Genomic DNA, 15,744 nt, shown 5'->3' with positions numbered 1-15,744 from the left:
TGGTGACTGCTCAAACGATGTCTAGGAGTAGAAAAAGTTTTTTCTTTCGTAAAAGTGTGCTTAAAATTGAGCACAAAAAAACCTCCCGATTGCTCGAGAGGTTTCTATTATTTAGAAAAAGTCAGGAATTACTTCCCTCCTTCCATCTTCTTCTTAAGAGCAGCTAGTGCTTCGTTTGCATCACCTAAAGTAGGCTTAGCCTCATCTGCTTGAGACTGCGCTTTCTTTGCGGCTTGCTTAACGATCTTAGCTTCTTCTTCCTTGTGTACCACCATATGAGATGCTACCACACGCTTAAAGTCCTTGTTGAACTCAATGATCTGGAATTCTGCTTCTTCGCCTTTTCCGACATTAGAACCATCTTCCTTCTCAAGGTGACGTGTAGGGATGAATGCCGTGATATCCTCGTTAAAGTCTATCGTTGCACCTTTATCTACGATCTCAGTTACAGCAGCAGTATGTTTTGTACCTACCGCAAACTCAGTCTCGTATTTATCCCAAGGGTTATCTTCTATTTGTTTGTGACCTAGAGAAAGTTTACGTCCTTCTACGTCTAGTTCAAGAACTACAACCTCAAGCGTATCACCTACGTTACAGAACTCAGATGGATGCTTGATTTTCTTAGTCCAAGAAAGATCTGAGATGTAAATAAGACCGTCGATACCTTCTTCTAGCTCAACAAATACTCCAAAGTTTGTGAAGTTACGCACGATACCTTTGTGACGTGACCCTACAGGGTACTTAGAAGTAATGTCTGTCCAAGGATCTTGTGAAAGTTGCTTGATACCAAGACTCATCTTACGATCTTCACGATCTAAAGTAAGAATCTGTGCATCTACAACGTCTCCTACCTTAACGAAATCCTGTGCACTACGTAAGTGCGTAGACCAAGACATTTCAGAAACGTGGATAAGACCTTCTACTCCTTCTTCTACCTCGATAAATGCACCGTAATCTGCAATTACAACTACTTTACCTTTTACATTATCTCCTATGCTAAGCTTATCACTTAAAGCTTCCCAAGGATGCTTCGTAAGTTGCTTAAGACCTAATTGGATACGTGTTTTATCCTCATCAAAGTCTAGGATTACAACGTTTAATTTCTGATCAAGCTCAACGATTTCATTCGGGTGGTTGATACGTGACCAAGAAAGGTCAGTAATGTGTACCAGACCGTCAACACCTCCAAGATCGACAAATACTCCGTAAGACGTGATATTTTTAACCACACCTTCAAGTACTTGACCTTTCTCAAGTTGCCCGATGATTTCTTTTTTCTGCTCTTCGATATCTGCTTCGATAAGCGCTTTGTGAGAAACTACGACGTTCTTAAACTCTTGGTTGATTTTTACAACCTTAAATTCCATTGTTTTATTTACATACTGATCGTAATCACGGATAGGCTTCACATCAATTTGTGAACCTGGCAAGAATGCCTCAATTCCGAAAACGTCTACAATCATTCCTCCTTTAGTACGTGCTTTTACAAATCCGTTTACAATAGTACCTTCATCGTGAGCTGCATTAACGCGATCCCAAGCCTTAATCACACGAGCTTTTCTGTGTGATAGTACAAGTTGTCCAGTTGCATCCTCACGTACGTCTATAAGTACTTCTACTTTATCACCTACTTTAAGATCTGGATTGTAACGGAACTCATTAAGAGAGATTACACCTTCTGACTTTGCATTAATGTCAATAATTGCGTCACGATCTGTAAGGTTAATTACAGTTCCTTCAACCACATCGTCATCTAGCGTGTCTACAAAGTTTTGAGCTACTAATGCTTCAAACTCTTCAAGTTGCTTGTCATCTACTACGTCTATTCCTTCTTCGTACTTTTCCCAGTTAAAGTCCTTAAGAAATTTCTCTGGGTTTTCTTGAGCAGGAGATTGCTCAACTTTTGGTGCTGGAGCCTCAGCAGTTTCTGCTTGCTCTACCTGTTCAGCAACTTGATTTTCAGTTACACCTGCCTCAGCGGCGTCAAGTTCCTGTTTTGTTGTTTCTTCAGCCATTTGCTAAAAGTTTCACTAGTCTGATTATCAATAATCTTCGCCAGTGGGGTTTTGTATTTTACGCTTTCGCGAAAGCTTTCTTAACCTCAAAACCGTAAAAGGGTTTTGTTTTGATTTAGATTTTCCTAATTGGTGCTTCCGAATGGTTATCCAAAAAGGAGTGCAAAAGTACGAATAGTTTTCTGTTTTTCAAAGGCCTGAGCAGGTATAAATGCACTTTTTTGTCCAACTGATTCTAACTTACTGCGTTTGCTGATAAAAAAACATCAACTACATCTGTTTTTTACTCATTACCAGAGGATTAAAAGAGTTTAGTTCTTTCTGCTCTAATTTCGTTTTTCTACATTCTACTTTTTAAAATCCGAACCCGTAACTTTAAACTTTTACAAATAAAAAATTCTTAAAACTTCCTTTTATGACTCCTTGGCATTTATATTTTATGGCTGGAATGTACATTATCGCTGGCCTTATGCACTTTATAAAGCCAAAAGCTTACGGCGCAATTATGCCTAAGTATATTCCTGCAAAACGGGCTATGGTCTTCTGGAGTGGTGTGGCGGAGGTTGTGCTGGGCATCGGGTTGTGTTTTGAACAAACCAGGACCATCGCCATTTGGGGCATTATTGCGATGCTCGCCGTATTTATGACCGTGCATATCGATATGCTCACAAACGAAAAGCTAAAAACCAAATTCCCGATGTGGGCCATTGTGCTTAGAATTCCGCTACAGTTTGGGTTGATGTATTGGGCTTATTTTTATTTATAGGATGTCTTCTCTTTTCTCAAATACTCCACAACATCTCCCTCTGAAAGGAGCAACAGTAACGTATTTCCCTGATTTCTTTTCGGCTGAAGAAGCTGGAAAATATTTTGCCCTCCTTCATAAAGAGACTCCCTGGCAACAGGATGATATTAAAGTCTTTGGCAAAGTATATCCTCAACCACGACTTACAGCATTATACGGAAATAATGGTAAGCCCTACTCCTACTCTAATATTACGATGCAACCTCACGAGTATACTTTCGCTTTAAGCGAAATAAAAAAACGTGTTGAGAAAATCGCCCAGGTATCTTTTACAACCTGCTTGCTTAACCTGTACCGCGATGGTCAAGACAGCAATGGCTGGCACGCAGACGATGAGAACGAGCTTGGGGAGAACCCTGTGATTGCATCTGTGAGTTTTGGCGCAGAACGGGTTTTTAAATTTAGGGAGAAGGCTAATATTAAAAACACCTATAAAATGACCCTAAACTCCGGAAGTTTACTCCTTATGCAGGGTTCTACACAGCACCTGTGGCAGCATCAAATCCCAAAAACTGCTAAGAATGTGGGACCACGTATCAATCTGACCTTTAGAATCATAAAATAAAAAACCTCAAAACGACTGTCTCGAGGTTTTCATTTTAGGGACGAAAGGGCTAATTCTCGTTCATTTAAAAAATCAAGTGCAATCCAACATCTAGACTGCACTTGGGCTTCATTAGGGGTGAAAGCCTATTGTAAAAAGTTCTGAGAAGCCATTCTAAAACCTAGAGCTTAGGGAGACTCTATTTTTTATTTAAAACTTCCCAGAACGTATTTTTCAAGACAAGAATCTTAACATTTCTAATCTTGATGGTCATTAATTTAAATGACTATGCGGGGTATTGTAATGGTTACAATTCATTCTCAATAATAAATAGGTCATAACAAGCAAGGCCACATATATTATATTCCTACCCAAATGTGCTCCTGCATAACAGTATACCACCGAGGCAATTATATACATTGTAAGACCTGCAATAAGAGCTCTCCTGTAATAAAAACTCACAATTATAAGTAGACCTATAAAAAACTCAAGAAAAGGAAAAAGAGGTGCTGCTATGAAAAAAAACTCATTGTTAAAGATGTTATGACCACTTTGAAACAATTCGATTTTTTCACTATATGAGCGGTATGTAACCACATTTACGATCGCATGACCTATCATATAGCTTCCAACAACTAACCTTAAAACCAAATATGACAGCACCTCTATTCTCATGAAAAAAACTACTCTATTTAACCGGCACAAAACTATGCACGCATAACAAATTAAAGCTTGTAATTTTTACGCATAAAATTGTACAAAATTCATAACTTACTGACTATTAGAACAACTACAACGTTTTCGTCTAATTGTACTATATTCGTCCTTGTTCCCATTAAAGTTTTTTTAATGAAAAGATTTAACCTTCAAGATGTGTTCTTAATTAATCAGGTTACTCGCTCTGAGTCTATTCCTGAAATGGAGGGGCGTAATTATTTTGAAATAATATTTATAGAAAAAGGCAAAGGGAAGCATTTTATAAATGAATTTATTGTCCATTATGAGAAGGGAGATATCTTTCTGGTCGCACCAGAAGACAAGCATCATTTTATAATAGAAGAGGAAACTATCTTTTGCTATTTTCAATTTACCGAACTTCTTTTCTCTAGCAAGATGAATCTTCCCGATCGTTCCTACTGGATGCAGCGCATAGAGCACATTATAAATCACCCCAATCTTATGCCAGGAGATGTAATGCACAGCTCTTACGATAGAAATTTAATATGGCATATACACGAAGTAATCATCGCAGAGTACAATGCTGCCAAAGAGTTTCACAAGCATAATATTTCTAATATGGTCAGTACCATACTGAGTATTATTGCTAGAAATATTGCTCGTGAGTTTACGCCCTCAGTAAAAAAGAGTGAAGATAAACACGCAACAATAGATCAAATATTATCGCACATAAGAAAACACACCTACGACACTAACCTTATGAAGATAAGCGCCATAGCAAATAAGTTCCATATGACAAATAGTGCCTTGAGTGCCTATTTTAAAAAGCATACTGGTGACTCTCTTCATCATTATATTCTGATGTATAAACTACATATGGTAAAATATAGACTCAAGAATACTGATTTTACAGTTTCAGAAATTGCCTATCAAATGGGATTTACTGACGAAAGTCACCTAACACGTATCTTTAAAAAGTACAATCAAGTTACTCCAAAAAAGTACAAATTGCAAGATCTAACAGAACAAGAGACAAAAGACCTTAACAAGAAACGCTAACCTAACCAAAGATTTCATTAAGAACTTTAGCAAGCCTGATACCTCCTTTTTGAAGTTGGCTGCGCACAGTATCAAAATAATCATAGGAATATCTATACCCTAGCTTCTCCCCTTTTTTAGTATTATCATATACATTTTTTACAAGCCCCCTTGATTCTTCCATCCACTCTCTATGTGTTCCTTGAGCGATTGCCTTGCGTTGTTTTTTAGTAAGACGAGCTGCGTTATCTGCCAGTTCCTTGTAAGACATACCATAACCCTCAATCATTTTTGTGTCCCAAACACTATGCAAGTTTGTCCCCTCGCCAAACCAGCGTACTTGGAAATCATTGCCTCCTTTATCCTCGCTCAAACCTACGTGCATAGGTTGGTGCAAGTCCCCGATGAGATGAACAAGCATTTTAAGATTAAAAATTTTATCCTCTTTGGAACTATTATCGTTGTTTAGAACCTTAAGGCAATGGTCTATACCTTGTATAAGATCACCTTTCTCACTCTTGGGATGTTCTTCATATGTTGAGTCAAAAGGAACATTTACATAATGCCAAGGTCCATAAGGTCTATATTTATCCTCACTTTTTATCTCATCTGCGTATGTCGAGATAAGTGCTAGAGATTCTCCGTTTAGTAATTTATCCAGATTTCGCTTTGTTTTCTTGGTAAGATATTTTTCGGCAATGGCACCTGTGACGCGATGCCCTGTTTTTCCCCAGTCATAATTAGAAGCAGAAAGGGATTTACTTAAAAAAAGTAATAGTAAAGCTAGTAAAAAACGCATCATCTCAATTTTTGTACAAAAGTATAGACACTATGTGGATCTCTGTCACGTTACTGGAAAAATTTTACCTAAGCATCGTAACAACAGCATTGTGAGCCAGTTCTCCTAACAAGTCAGTATTGACCATATTTATCATTAATGTATCTTTACAGTAGACGAGTCTTATTATGGCATATCATTTGCCTAAACATTTTCGTTAGTAAGTAAACGCACAAAAATATATGCAAAAGCTCTTAGCACTGCTCCTATGTATTGTACCATCTCTTGTTTATGGACAACTCCCTATAAATGATAACAAGAGCAGCGATATAAAAATAAATGATTTTGTAGTGGGAACGCTACTTAAACCCGCTCAGCCATCACAAACACTTATCATCATTATTCCAGGAGAAGGAGCTGTAGACCGTGATGGAAACAGTAAGATGGCTCGCAACAACTCCTTAAAAAAATTAGCCGAAGGTCTCGCAGAGCAAGGTATTGCAACGTTCAGGTACGATAAGCGTGTACTCACGCTACTCAAAAAAAGAGCGTTACAAGAAAACAAACTACGTTTTGATAATTTTATAGAGGATGCTCTTGCGACGGTTCAATATTTTAATGATCGAAATATTTTTAATAATATTTATATTCTCGGACACAGCCAAGGATCTCTTGTGGGGATAGTAGCTGCACAGCAATCCAAAGTAAAAGGTGTAATCTCGCTTAATGGACCTGGTCAATCTATAGATAAAACCATTGTTAGCCAGATAGAACTTCAGATGCCAGATCTTAAAGAAAATGCCGAGAATGCCTTTGCTACGCTTAAAGAAAAAGGCCAGGTAAAAGACTACGGTCCCGCCCTCTCTTCTATTTTCAGAAAAGATTTGCAGCCTTTCATGTCTAGCTGGATGGCATATAATCCAAGAAGGGAAATACGCAAACTCAAAATTCCCACATTGATTATAGGTGGCACAAAAGACCTACAAGCTTCTGTAGCCGAAGCTGAGATACTCAAAAAATCAAAACCAGATGCAGAGCTCGTTATCATTGAGAACATGAACCATCTAGGCTTTGAAATAACAGGTGATGACCTGGAAAACTCAAAATCTTATAATGAAACTAATCGCCCTGTTATGCCAGCTCTTATCGAGACTATTAGTGCGTTTATTGAGAATTAATGTTTTTATGTTTTCGCGAAAGCGTACATCACATCATTTAAACTTTAAAACCATTAACGCTCGTTAACACAACTTTATATAGACGTAAGGACCAAAAGTTTATTTTTGCCCTAAATTAAAACAATCCTAATGAAAAAATTTCTTTATTTAATTACCTTAAGCATACTACTAGTTTCTTGTGGTTCGAAGAATGTAATTGTCGAAAATACGACGGTAAAAGCAACCATAAACCTTGTAGACGTTGTAGATGACAAAATTAAGGTATCTATATCTCCAGCTTCAATCACCACAGATGAAATTACATTCTTCATTCCAGAGACAGTTCCTGGAACCTACAGTGACGACGATTATGGAAAGTTTATAGAAAATGTACAAGCATTTGATAGTAATAACAAAGCTCTGAAAGTAGACAAAACTTCAGACAATACTTGGCAAATAAGTAATGCAAAACAGTTAGCAAAACTTTCATATCTCGTGAATGATACTTACGATATCGAGAGTACGCACGAAGTTTTTTCTCCTGCAGGAACCAATATTGTGGCGGGAAAACAGTTTGTACTCAATTTACACAGTATTGTTGGGTATTTCCAAGGGCAAGTAGAGAGGCCATACACAATAACTATAAGTAAACCTGATGGACTCGAAGCAAGTACTTCAATGGAAAAATTAAACATATCTGACGCAAACACAGGTACAGATGTTTTTACAGCTTCTCGTTACTTTGAAGTTATAGATAATCCCATTTTCTATAATGCACCAAATAAAGAAGTATTTACCGTAGGTGGAGTTGAGATAGAATTAAGCGTTTATTCTCCTAGCAATACAACTAAAGCTAGTGATCTACGTCCTAATGTGGAGCGTATGATAAAGGGGCAAATGAATTACCTAGGTAATCTTGAAACAACCGATCGTTACAGCATATTAATTTATCTCTCTAGTGTAGGAGAAGATGATGCTCAAGGCTTTGGTGCGTTAGAACATCACACTTCTACCGTCGTAGTACTTCCTGACGGAATGCCACAAGAAAATATAGATGCAGCTATAGTGGACATTGTCTCGCACGAATTTTTCCATATCGTAACGCCTCTCAATGTGCACTCTAAAGAGATTCACAGTTTTAGGTATAATGACCCAGTAATGAGTAAGCATTTATGGATGTATGAAGGGGTAACGGAATATTTTGCGCAACATTTCCAGGTACACGAGGAACTCACAACACCGCAAGAATTTTATAATACGTTAATCGGTAAGATGAATAGTGCAAAGAGTTATGATGAGAATATCCCTTTTACCGTAATGAGCGAGAATGTCCTTGATAAGCCTTATGCAGATGAGTATGTACACGTATATGATCGCGGAGCATTAATTGGAATGTGTCTTGATATTATAATGCGCGAACAAAGCAATGGAGAACGAGGTATACTTAGTTTAATGAAAGAGCTTTCTGCAAAATATGGAAAAACGAAACCATTTGAGGACGATACTATCATAGCCGAAATAACTGCAATGACCTATCCAGAAGTTGGTCAATTTTTTAAAGATCACGTTCAAGGGTCGGTGCCTATAGATTATGCAGCTTATTTTAAAAAGGTTGGTATTGAGTTAAGATCACAATTAGCCCCTTCAGGCTATTTCCTTAATGGTAATCAACCATTTATAAGTGCTCGTCAGGCTGAAGATGAAGTCTTTATACTTCCTGGTATTGAGATGCATAGCTTCTTTAAAGAGATGGGAATTCAGGGAGGTGATGTTATTGTGAGTATAAATGATAAAAAATACGGCGTAGCAAATGTATATGACCTTATTTCAGATCCCAATAGCTGGAAAGAAGGAGAAGATATAACCTTTGTGGTAAAAAGAGACGGTCAGGAATTAACTCTAAAAGGCAAAGTGAGTCAACCTATGATAAGCACTCCTTCACTTATAGAAACCCAATATCTTCAAGAAGGTCCAGAATTGAGATTACGCAACAGCTGGCTCAAGGGTTCTTAAAAAGACGTTAAAACCTAAAGACTCAAAGGGTATTTCTCTAAATTAGTTCTCACAATCACGAACGGATGAATAGAAAAATACCCTTTCTTTTATTATTTTTTTTCTCTATTCTCAAAGGGTATTCCCAAGATAAAACTATCCAAGTAAAGTATATTGACACACCTATAGCAATAGATGCTGTGCTAGACGAGAAAGTTTGGGTAATAGCTAAACCCGCAACAAACTTCTGGCAATATTTCCCCACAGATACGTTACAAGCCACAAATCAGACCGAAATAAGAATGCTTTATGATGACGCAAAATTATATATCGGTATTAAAGTAAATGCGTCTGGTAAAGATTACATAGTTCCCTCGCTCCGCAGGGACTTTAGGGCTGGCGGGAGCGATAATATTACGTTGATGTTCGACACTTTTAACGATGGCAACAATGCATTTTTATTTGGTTCCAATCCGGCTGGAGTTCGCAGAGAGGCCCTTGTTTCTGGTGGTGGTAAGGAGTTAAGAGGATTTACAACGAGCTGGGATACAAAATGGGAAGGAGAATCCAAAATTTATGATGGTTACTACATCACCGAGTGGGCAATCCCGTTATCTGCATTTAAATTTCGCGCTGGCGAAACAAAATGGAGGTTTAATTCATATCAATTTGACACGCAGGGAAACGAGCGTAACACGTGGATAAATATTCCGCAAAATCAGTTCATTTTTAATCTTGCCTATATGGGAGATATGGTTTTTGAGAAGCCATTACAAAGTCCCAAAAGTCCCATATCTATTATTCCATACGTAAACGGATTTGTAGGCAAAGATTATGAAAATGACGAGAGCCTCACAGATTTTAAAGTCGGAGGAGACGCAAAGTTTACTATTGGAAATAGCCTGAATTTAGATCTTACTGTAAATCCTGATTTCTCTCAGGTCGAAGTAGATCAGCAGGTAACAAACCTCACTAGATTTGAAATTAATTTACCAGAAAGACGCCAGTTTTTTATAGAAAATAGTGATCTCTTTGCAGATTTTGGCGACTCTAGAGATGCAAACCCTTTTTTCTCAAGACGTATTGGTATAGCCAGAGACACTACTGATACTACTATTCAAAATGACATTCTTGCTGGCGTAAGGCTCAGTGGGAAGCTTAGCAATAATTTTAGAGTTGGTTTCTTGAGTGTACAAACAGCTCGCGACGCCACAAATGAAATAGGTAGCAATAACAATACTGTCCTTGCACTCCAGCATAAAATGTTTAGTAGATCAAATGTGAGCTTCCTATTTGTAAATAGACAAAGTACAGGAGATGAGACTTTTATTGATAACAGCGAGAGTTACAATAGGGTTGTAGGGGTAGACTATAATCTCGCTAGTATAGATAATACCTGGAACGGGAAATTCTACGTGCACAAATCATTTACACCAAATATAGATGTAGATGATTACTCCACCGGAGCCTCCTTACAATACAACAGCAATTCTTATCGCGTACGAGCTAGCGGCTTATTTATAGGCGAAAACTTTAATAGCGATTTAGGGTTTATAAGACGCAAGGATATTATAAAGATTGACCCACAGGTAGAGCGTCTTATATTCCCCCAAAAAGGGATTATTAATAGGCATACCATCGGTGTTACACCTATATTTATATGGAGACCTAATCTGGATTATCAAAATACAGATTACACTATAATTACCGAATGGGAAGCACAGCTCACAAACACATCAAGTTTTCGAGCTCGTATGTTTAACGAGTACGTCTTCCTCTTTGACGAGTTTGACCCTACCCGGTCAGATGGTATACCGTTACCAGCAAATACGGATTACACCTACACTAATTTTGAGTTTCAATATAGAAGCGACCAGCGCAAGGTGTTATCTTATTCTGTCCAACCATCGTTTGGCAGTTTTTTTAATGGTGATATTTATGGTGTACGTGGGAATTTAGATATAAGGCTACAACCATACTTAAATATCTCAATGCAAGCTCAATATGATAGAATTGAATTACCTGAGCCATACGCTTCAGCAGGTTTATGGCTGCTGGGGCCACGCGTTGATGTCACGTTTAATAAATCCATTTTTTGGGCTACGTTTGTACAATACAGTTCCCAACAAGATAATTTTTCGGTAAATTCTAGATTACAATGGCGATTTGCTCCGCTCTCAGACCTTTTCTTAGTATACAATGACAACTATTTTACAGATACGGTTTTTGCTCCACGGGTACGTTCCATTAATCTCAAATTAACCTACTGGTTGTATCTCTGATAAATTTTGGTATTTTGCGGTACTAGTTACGCTTTCGCGAAAGCGTAATATTAAACATCCCACGTATGCAGGAAACCAGTTCACTATTTACAAATGATGCCGTAGTTTTTGGGCTTTTAATGGCGGCACTCGCTGCAATATTCTACACCTCTGGGCAGAAAGAGGGTTTTTGGCAAAGATTTTATGGGATAGTTCCAGCGCTTCTATTGTGCTATTTAATCCCTGCAATATTCAATTCACTCGGATGGATAAGTGCAGATACATCGCAGTTATATTATGTGGCTAGCCGATATTTGCTTCCAGCATCGTTAGTATTAATGACTTTGAGTATAAATTTAAAAGCGATTGTAAACTTAGGGCCGAAAGCACTCATCATGTTCTTCACAGGAACCCTCGGTATTATCATAGGTGGACCTCTGGCTATTCTACTAATCTCTTTTGTTTCACCAGAAACGGTAGGTGGTGCTGGTCCTGATGCCATCTGGCGTGGGCTCTCCACACTCGCAGGAAGCTGGATAGGTGGTGGCGCAAACCAAGCAGCGATGCTTGAGATTTACCAGTATAATCCTGAAAAATATGGAGGAATGGTCCTTGTAGATATTGTAGTAGCAAATGTCTGGATGGCAATTCTTCTGCTAGGAATAGGAAAAACCAAACGTATAAATAAATGGCTCAAAGCTGATAATAGAGCGATTACTGAGCTTAAAGAAAAAGTAACTTCATTTGCAGATAGTGTAAAACGGAATCCTACTCTTAATGACTATATGGTAATGCTCGGACTCGCCTTTGGAGCAGTAGGTATTGCTCATTGGGGCGCATCTCACGCCGCAAGTTGGTTTGAAGCTATTCCGAAAGAATCTGCTCTAGCCTCTTTTGGCTCAACTTTTTTCTGGATGATTACCATTGCAACGATAATTGGAATAGGACTTTCATTTACAAAAGCTAAAAACTATGAGGGTGCAGGTGCCAGTAAACTAGGAAGCATCTTCATATATATATTAGTTGCTACCATTGGAATGAAAATGGATCTTACGACAATCCTCGATAATCCGGGCCTAATCGCAATAGGTTTTGTTTGGATGGCCATTCACGCTGGATTGCTAATTCTTGTGGCTAAACTCGTTAAAGCTCCGTTTTTCTTTCTTGCAGTGGGAAGCCAAGCAAACGTAGGAGGAGCAGCATCTGCCCCAGTAGTGGCGGCAGAGTTTCATTCATCACTTGCCAGTGTAGGTGTGTTGCTGGCCGTTTTTGGCTACGTTGTAGGAACCTATGGTGCTATATTGTGTACAATACTGATGGAAATGGCGGCTGCAAACTAGTAAATAACAAAAAATAAAAGCATCTTTGCTTTCCCAAAAACGGATAAATAAAAAATGAAAAACATACTTCTTTTCTCCTTGATTGTAGGACTATTTTCTGGATGTTCTAAGGATGCAAATTTTAAAGTGACCGGAACAGTAAAAGGATTAAAAAAAGGAACAATCTACCTACAGCAGGTAAAAGATACTATCCTTGTTAATCTTGATTCCCTTGTTGTAGATGGAGACCCAGATTTTGAGTTCTATACGGATCTAAAAGAACCTGAAGTACTTTATTTGTACTTAGATAAAGTAGATGCCTCAGGTTATGATGATCGCATATTATTCTTTGCTGAGCCTGGAGAAATGAATATTATTACCTCTCTCAAAAACTTCGAAAGCTTCGCAGCGGTTACAGGATCTCAAAACGAAGTTAAGCTCAAAGAATTTCTTAAAATGAATTCAAAGTTTGATGATAAAAATCTAGATCTTATAAAGGCATCCTTTATTGCCCAAAAAAATGGAGAACAAGATTTAATTTTAGAATATGATGATTCTCTCAACAATCTACTGAAAACAAAATATCGCTATACAGGAAACTTTGCAGCGACAAATAAAGAATTTGAAGTAGCTCCTTACCTCTTACTTACTCAAATTCCTGATGCCTCTATCGCTTATTTAGATACCATCTATAATAAATTTCCTAGAAAAATTAAATCTTCCAAATATGGTCGTGATGTTCAAAAACTAATTGAGACCAGAAGAAAGGAAGAAGTTTCAAATTAAATAAATAATCATATTGAATTATCAATAATTTCTTGAATAACTTGAGGGTTAAGTAATGTGGAGATATCACCTAATTGGTCACCCTCCTTGTTTGCTATTTTTCTCAAAATACGGCGCATTATTTTTCCTGAACGCGTTTTAGGTAGTCCTACCGTAAATTGTATTTTATCTAATTTCGCAATTGGACTTATCCGCTCAGATATGAGTGCGTTTATTTCAGTCCGCAACGTATCTAAATTATGATTTTCCTTAAGATCTTTCAGGATAACATAACCGTATAAAGCATTGCCTTTTATGTCGTGTGGAAACCCTACCACAGCAGACTCTGCAATATGCGGATGCTCATTTATAGCATCTTCTATGGGAGCAGTACCCAGATTATGACCTGATACAATAATAACATCGTCCACTCTTCCCGTAATTCTATAGTAACCTACTTCATTTCTTCTCGCACCATCACCGGTGAAATACATTTTTTTGAATGAAGAAAAGTAAGTCTCTTGATATCTTTTATGGTCACCCCATATGGTACGCGCCATTGAAGGCCATGGATATTTTATACATAGCCTACCCTCTACTTGATTTCCTTTAATTTCGTTTCCAACATCATCCATTAACGCAAGTTGTATACCGGGAAGCGGTAATGTTGCATAGGTAGGAATCGTAGGAGTAGCATATGGAATTGGGGAGATGAGTATTCCTCCTGTCTCTGTTTGAAACCACGTATCAACTACAGGACAATTCTTTTTACCTATATTGTTATTATACCAATGCCAAGCTTCCTCATTTATGGGCTCCCCCACGGTTCCTATCACCTTTAAAGTAGACAAATCTTTGTCTTTTACAAATGCCAATGATTCCTTCGCCAAAGCCCGTATAGCCGTAGGTGCAGTATAAAATTGATTCACCTTATGCTTTGCAATAATATCCCAGAACCGACCAAAGTCAGGAAAACTAAGTATCCCTTCATAGAGAAGAGAGGTTGCGCCATTAAGCAAAGGTCCATAAATTATATAGCTATGCCCAGTTATCCACCCTACATCTGCAGAACACCAAAACGTATCTTCCTCCTGATATTGAAACACGTTATTAAAGGAATAACCGGCATACACCATATAGCCAGCACAGGTATGCAACATTCCTTTGGGAGAACCAGTACTTCCAGAAGTATAAAGAATAAATAGTGGATCTTCCGCCTGTACCACAACTGCAGGAAATTGGGCTGATGCTTTCTCGAGTAAAGGAGCAAGCCAAAAGTCACGATTAGGCTCCATTACTATTTCTGTCTTAGTACGCTCCACTACCAACACGTGTTTTACAGACGTACATTCTTTTAACGCCTCGTCAACAATAGGTTTAAGAGGAATTATTTTACTCCCTCTAAAGCTACCATCACTTGTTACGACCATTTTACAACTTGAATCAACGATCCTGCTGGATAAGGCAACAGCCGAAAATCCAGCAAAGACAACTGAATGAACCGCACCTACTCTAGCGCATGCCAAAACAGTCACCACAAGCTCTGGAATCATTGGTAAATACACACAGACCCGATCTCCTTTCTCAATACCCATATCGTATAGCACATTAGCCATCTTACAAACTCTATGATACAAATCACTATAAGTAATGTGTTCATTAGGTTGACTAGGATCATTAGGTTCAAATAAAAGTGCAGTTTTATCACCACGAGTTAGTAAATGCCTATCTATACAATTCTCAGTTATATTTAATTCCGCACCGTCGAACCATTTAAAATGAGCATTATCAAAGTCAAAATTAATGACATTATCCCATTGCTTTCTCCACATAAAATGCTCCTTTGCAATAGTATTCCAGAAAATCTCTGGTTTTTGTATTGATTGCTGGTATACTTGAAAATATTCCTCTTGACTTTTGATCTGATAACTACTCATATTTCAATCCTTTTAACAGTCTAAGATAAAAGAATTACAAACACGTGCATAGGGAGTAATAAGAAATAAACAATTATGGTTTGTCAAGCAGTAATTTTGCTATGCGCTCATAGGATTTGGTTACTTGCACTAAGCTCTGGCAATCTGTACGATGACATCCATTGTATCATTGTAGGGGAATAGCAACACTATAAAGGTCTCACCTTATGGTACCCGCTCTATCAGACATGTGTGTTGATGAGCAACGATCCGGGATCGCTCTTATATTTATGTGGATTCCTTTGCTCCAGAGAACAGCTGCCCTTAACAATGACTCCCCTTTGAACGGGCGGTATTTTGGTATCGGTCCAGAGAGCGTGTGGAGGGCAGTCTTGGCCTTATTTTTGGACATAAAAAAAGGTCCAACCGATTTCTCGATTGGACCTTAAACACTGAACAATTTTCAGTGTAAAAAG

Annotated in this window: 11 protein-coding genes; 8 read left to right on the top strand and 3 right to left on the bottom strand. The window is 38.0% G+C overall.

Features of this window, described 5'->3' with window-relative positions; all coding sequences use genetic code 11:
- Positions 1 to 128: 128 nt before the first annotated feature.
- On the bottom strand, positions 129 to 2,015 hold the full coding sequence (gene rpsA, locus EAX61_RS06405) for a 30S ribosomal protein S1 (protein ID WP_121916855.1): 1,887 nt from the start codon (positions 2,013 to 2,015) through the stop codon (positions 129 to 131).
- Positions 2,016 to 2,430: 415 nt separating this feature from the next.
- On the opposite strand from rpsA, the gene EAX61_RS06400 reads away from it, so the two are divergent.
- From EAX61_RS06400 to EAX61_RS06385, 3 genes are all read left to right on the top strand, one after another.
- A complete protein-coding gene (locus EAX61_RS06400; RefSeq protein ID WP_121916854.1) occupies positions 2,431 to 2,781 on the top strand; it encodes a DoxX family protein in 351 nt (116 codons plus the stop codon).
- Position 2,782: 1 nt separating this feature from the next.
- Entirely contained in the window at positions 2,783 to 3,385 is a 603-nt protein-coding gene (locus tag EAX61_RS06395; RefSeq protein WP_121916853.1) for an alpha-ketoglutarate-dependent dioxygenase AlkB family protein, read from the top strand.
- A gap of 828 nt (positions 3,386 to 4,213) precedes the next feature.
- A complete protein-coding gene (locus EAX61_RS06385) occupies positions 4,214 to 5,101 on the top strand; it encodes an AraC family transcriptional regulator (protein ID WP_121916851.1) in 888 nt (295 codons plus the stop codon).
- Between the two features lies 1 nt (position 5,102).
- On the opposite strand, the gene EAX61_RS06380 is transcribed toward EAX61_RS06385, so the two are convergent.
- A complete protein-coding gene (locus EAX61_RS06380; protein ID WP_121917030.1) occupies positions 5,103 to 5,879 on the bottom strand; it encodes a S1/P1 nuclease in 777 nt (258 codons plus the stop codon).
- A gap of 221 nt (positions 5,880 to 6,100) precedes the next feature.
- Between EAX61_RS06380 and EAX61_RS06375 the strand changes: the two genes are divergently transcribed.
- The 5 genes from EAX61_RS06375 to EAX61_RS06355 all read left to right on the top strand — a co-directional run bounded on the left by EAX61_RS06375 (position 6,101) and on the right by EAX61_RS06355 (position 13,373).
- Positions 6,101 to 7,036, top strand: coding sequence for an alpha/beta hydrolase (locus tag EAX61_RS06375; protein WP_121916850.1), 936 nt, complete (start codon positions 6,101 to 6,103; stop codon positions 7,034 to 7,036).
- Positions 7,037 to 7,165: 129 nt separating this feature from the next.
- A complete protein-coding gene (locus EAX61_RS06370) occupies positions 7,166 to 9,028 on the top strand; it encodes a M61 family metallopeptidase (protein WP_121916849.1) in 1,863 nt (620 codons plus the stop codon).
- 65 nt (positions 9,029 to 9,093) lie between these two features.
- Positions 9,094 to 11,289: a DUF5916 domain-containing protein gene (locus EAX61_RS06365; protein WP_121916848.1), complete on the top strand. Its 2,196-nt coding sequence runs from the start codon at positions 9,094 to 9,096 to the stop codon at positions 11,287 to 11,289.
- A 65-nt stretch (positions 11,290 to 11,354) separates the two neighbouring features.
- Positions 11,355 to 12,608 (top strand): DUF819 family protein, encoded by a 1,254-nt coding sequence (locus tag EAX61_RS06360; RefSeq protein ID WP_121916847.1) that lies wholly within the window; start codon positions 11,355 to 11,357, stop codon positions 12,606 to 12,608.
- A 54-nt stretch (positions 12,609 to 12,662) separates the two neighbouring features.
- Positions 12,663 to 13,373 carry a DUF4369 domain-containing protein gene (locus tag EAX61_RS06355; protein ID WP_121916846.1) on the top strand — a complete coding sequence of 237 codons (711 nt, stop codon included), beginning with the start codon at positions 12,663 to 12,665 and terminating at the stop codon, positions 13,371 to 13,373.
- 8 nt (positions 13,374 to 13,381) lie between these two features.
- Here the strand turns inward: EAX61_RS06355 and acs are convergent, their stop codons facing one another.
- Positions 13,382 to 15,289, bottom strand: a complete 1,908-nt coding sequence (gene acs, locus EAX61_RS06350; protein ID WP_121916845.1) for an acetate--CoA ligase — start codon at positions 15,287 to 15,289, stop codon at positions 13,382 to 13,384.
- Between the last annotated feature and the right edge of the window lie 455 nt (positions 15,290 to 15,744).

The organism is Dokdonia sinensis (genome assembly GCF_003688895.1).
GTDB classification, from domain to species: domain Bacteria; phylum Bacteroidota; class Bacteroidia; order Flavobacteriales; family Flavobacteriaceae; genus Dokdonia; species Dokdonia sinensis.
The sequence above is the reverse complement of the archived record's forward strand: the minus strand, read 5'-3'. Positions and strand labels throughout refer to the sequence as shown.

What these genes read in the sequence shown, in the direction of transcription:
- rpsA (WP_121916855.1), bottom strand. Translation starts at nt 2,015, where the DNA reads ATGGCTGAAGAAACAACAAAACAGGAACTTGACGCCGCTGAGGCAGGT.
- EAX61_RS06400 (WP_121916854.1), top strand. Translation starts at nt 2,431, where the DNA reads ATGACTCCTTGGCATTTATATTTTATGGCTGGAATGTACATTATCGCT.
- EAX61_RS06395 (WP_121916853.1), top strand. Translation starts at nt 2,783, where the DNA reads ATGTCTTCTCTTTTCTCAAATACTCCACAACATCTCCCTCTGAAAGGA.
- EAX61_RS06385 (WP_121916851.1), top strand. Translation starts at nt 4,214, where the DNA reads ATGAAAAGATTTAACCTTCAAGATGTGTTCTTAATTAATCAGGTTACT.
- EAX61_RS06380 (WP_121917030.1), bottom strand. Translation starts at nt 5,879, where the DNA reads ATGCGTTTTTTACTAGCTTTACTATTACTTTTTTTAAGTAAATCCCTT.
- EAX61_RS06375 (WP_121916850.1), top strand. Translation starts at nt 6,101, where the DNA reads ATGCAAAAGCTCTTAGCACTGCTCCTATGTATTGTACCATCTCTTGTT.
- EAX61_RS06370 (WP_121916849.1), top strand. Translation starts at nt 7,166, where the DNA reads ATGAAAAAATTTCTTTATTTAATTACCTTAAGCATACTACTAGTTTCT.
- EAX61_RS06365 (WP_121916848.1), top strand. Translation starts at nt 9,094, where the DNA reads ATGAATAGAAAAATACCCTTTCTTTTATTATTTTTTTTCTCTATTCTC.
- EAX61_RS06360 (WP_121916847.1), top strand. Translation starts at nt 11,355, where the DNA reads ATGCAGGAAACCAGTTCACTATTTACAAATGATGCCGTAGTTTTTGGG.
- EAX61_RS06355 (WP_121916846.1), top strand. Translation starts at nt 12,663, where the DNA reads ATGAAAAACATACTTCTTTTCTCCTTGATTGTAGGACTATTTTCTGGA.
- acs (WP_121916845.1), bottom strand. Translation starts at nt 15,289, where the DNA reads ATGAGTAGTTATCAGATCAAAAGTCAAGAGGAATATTTTCAAGTATAC.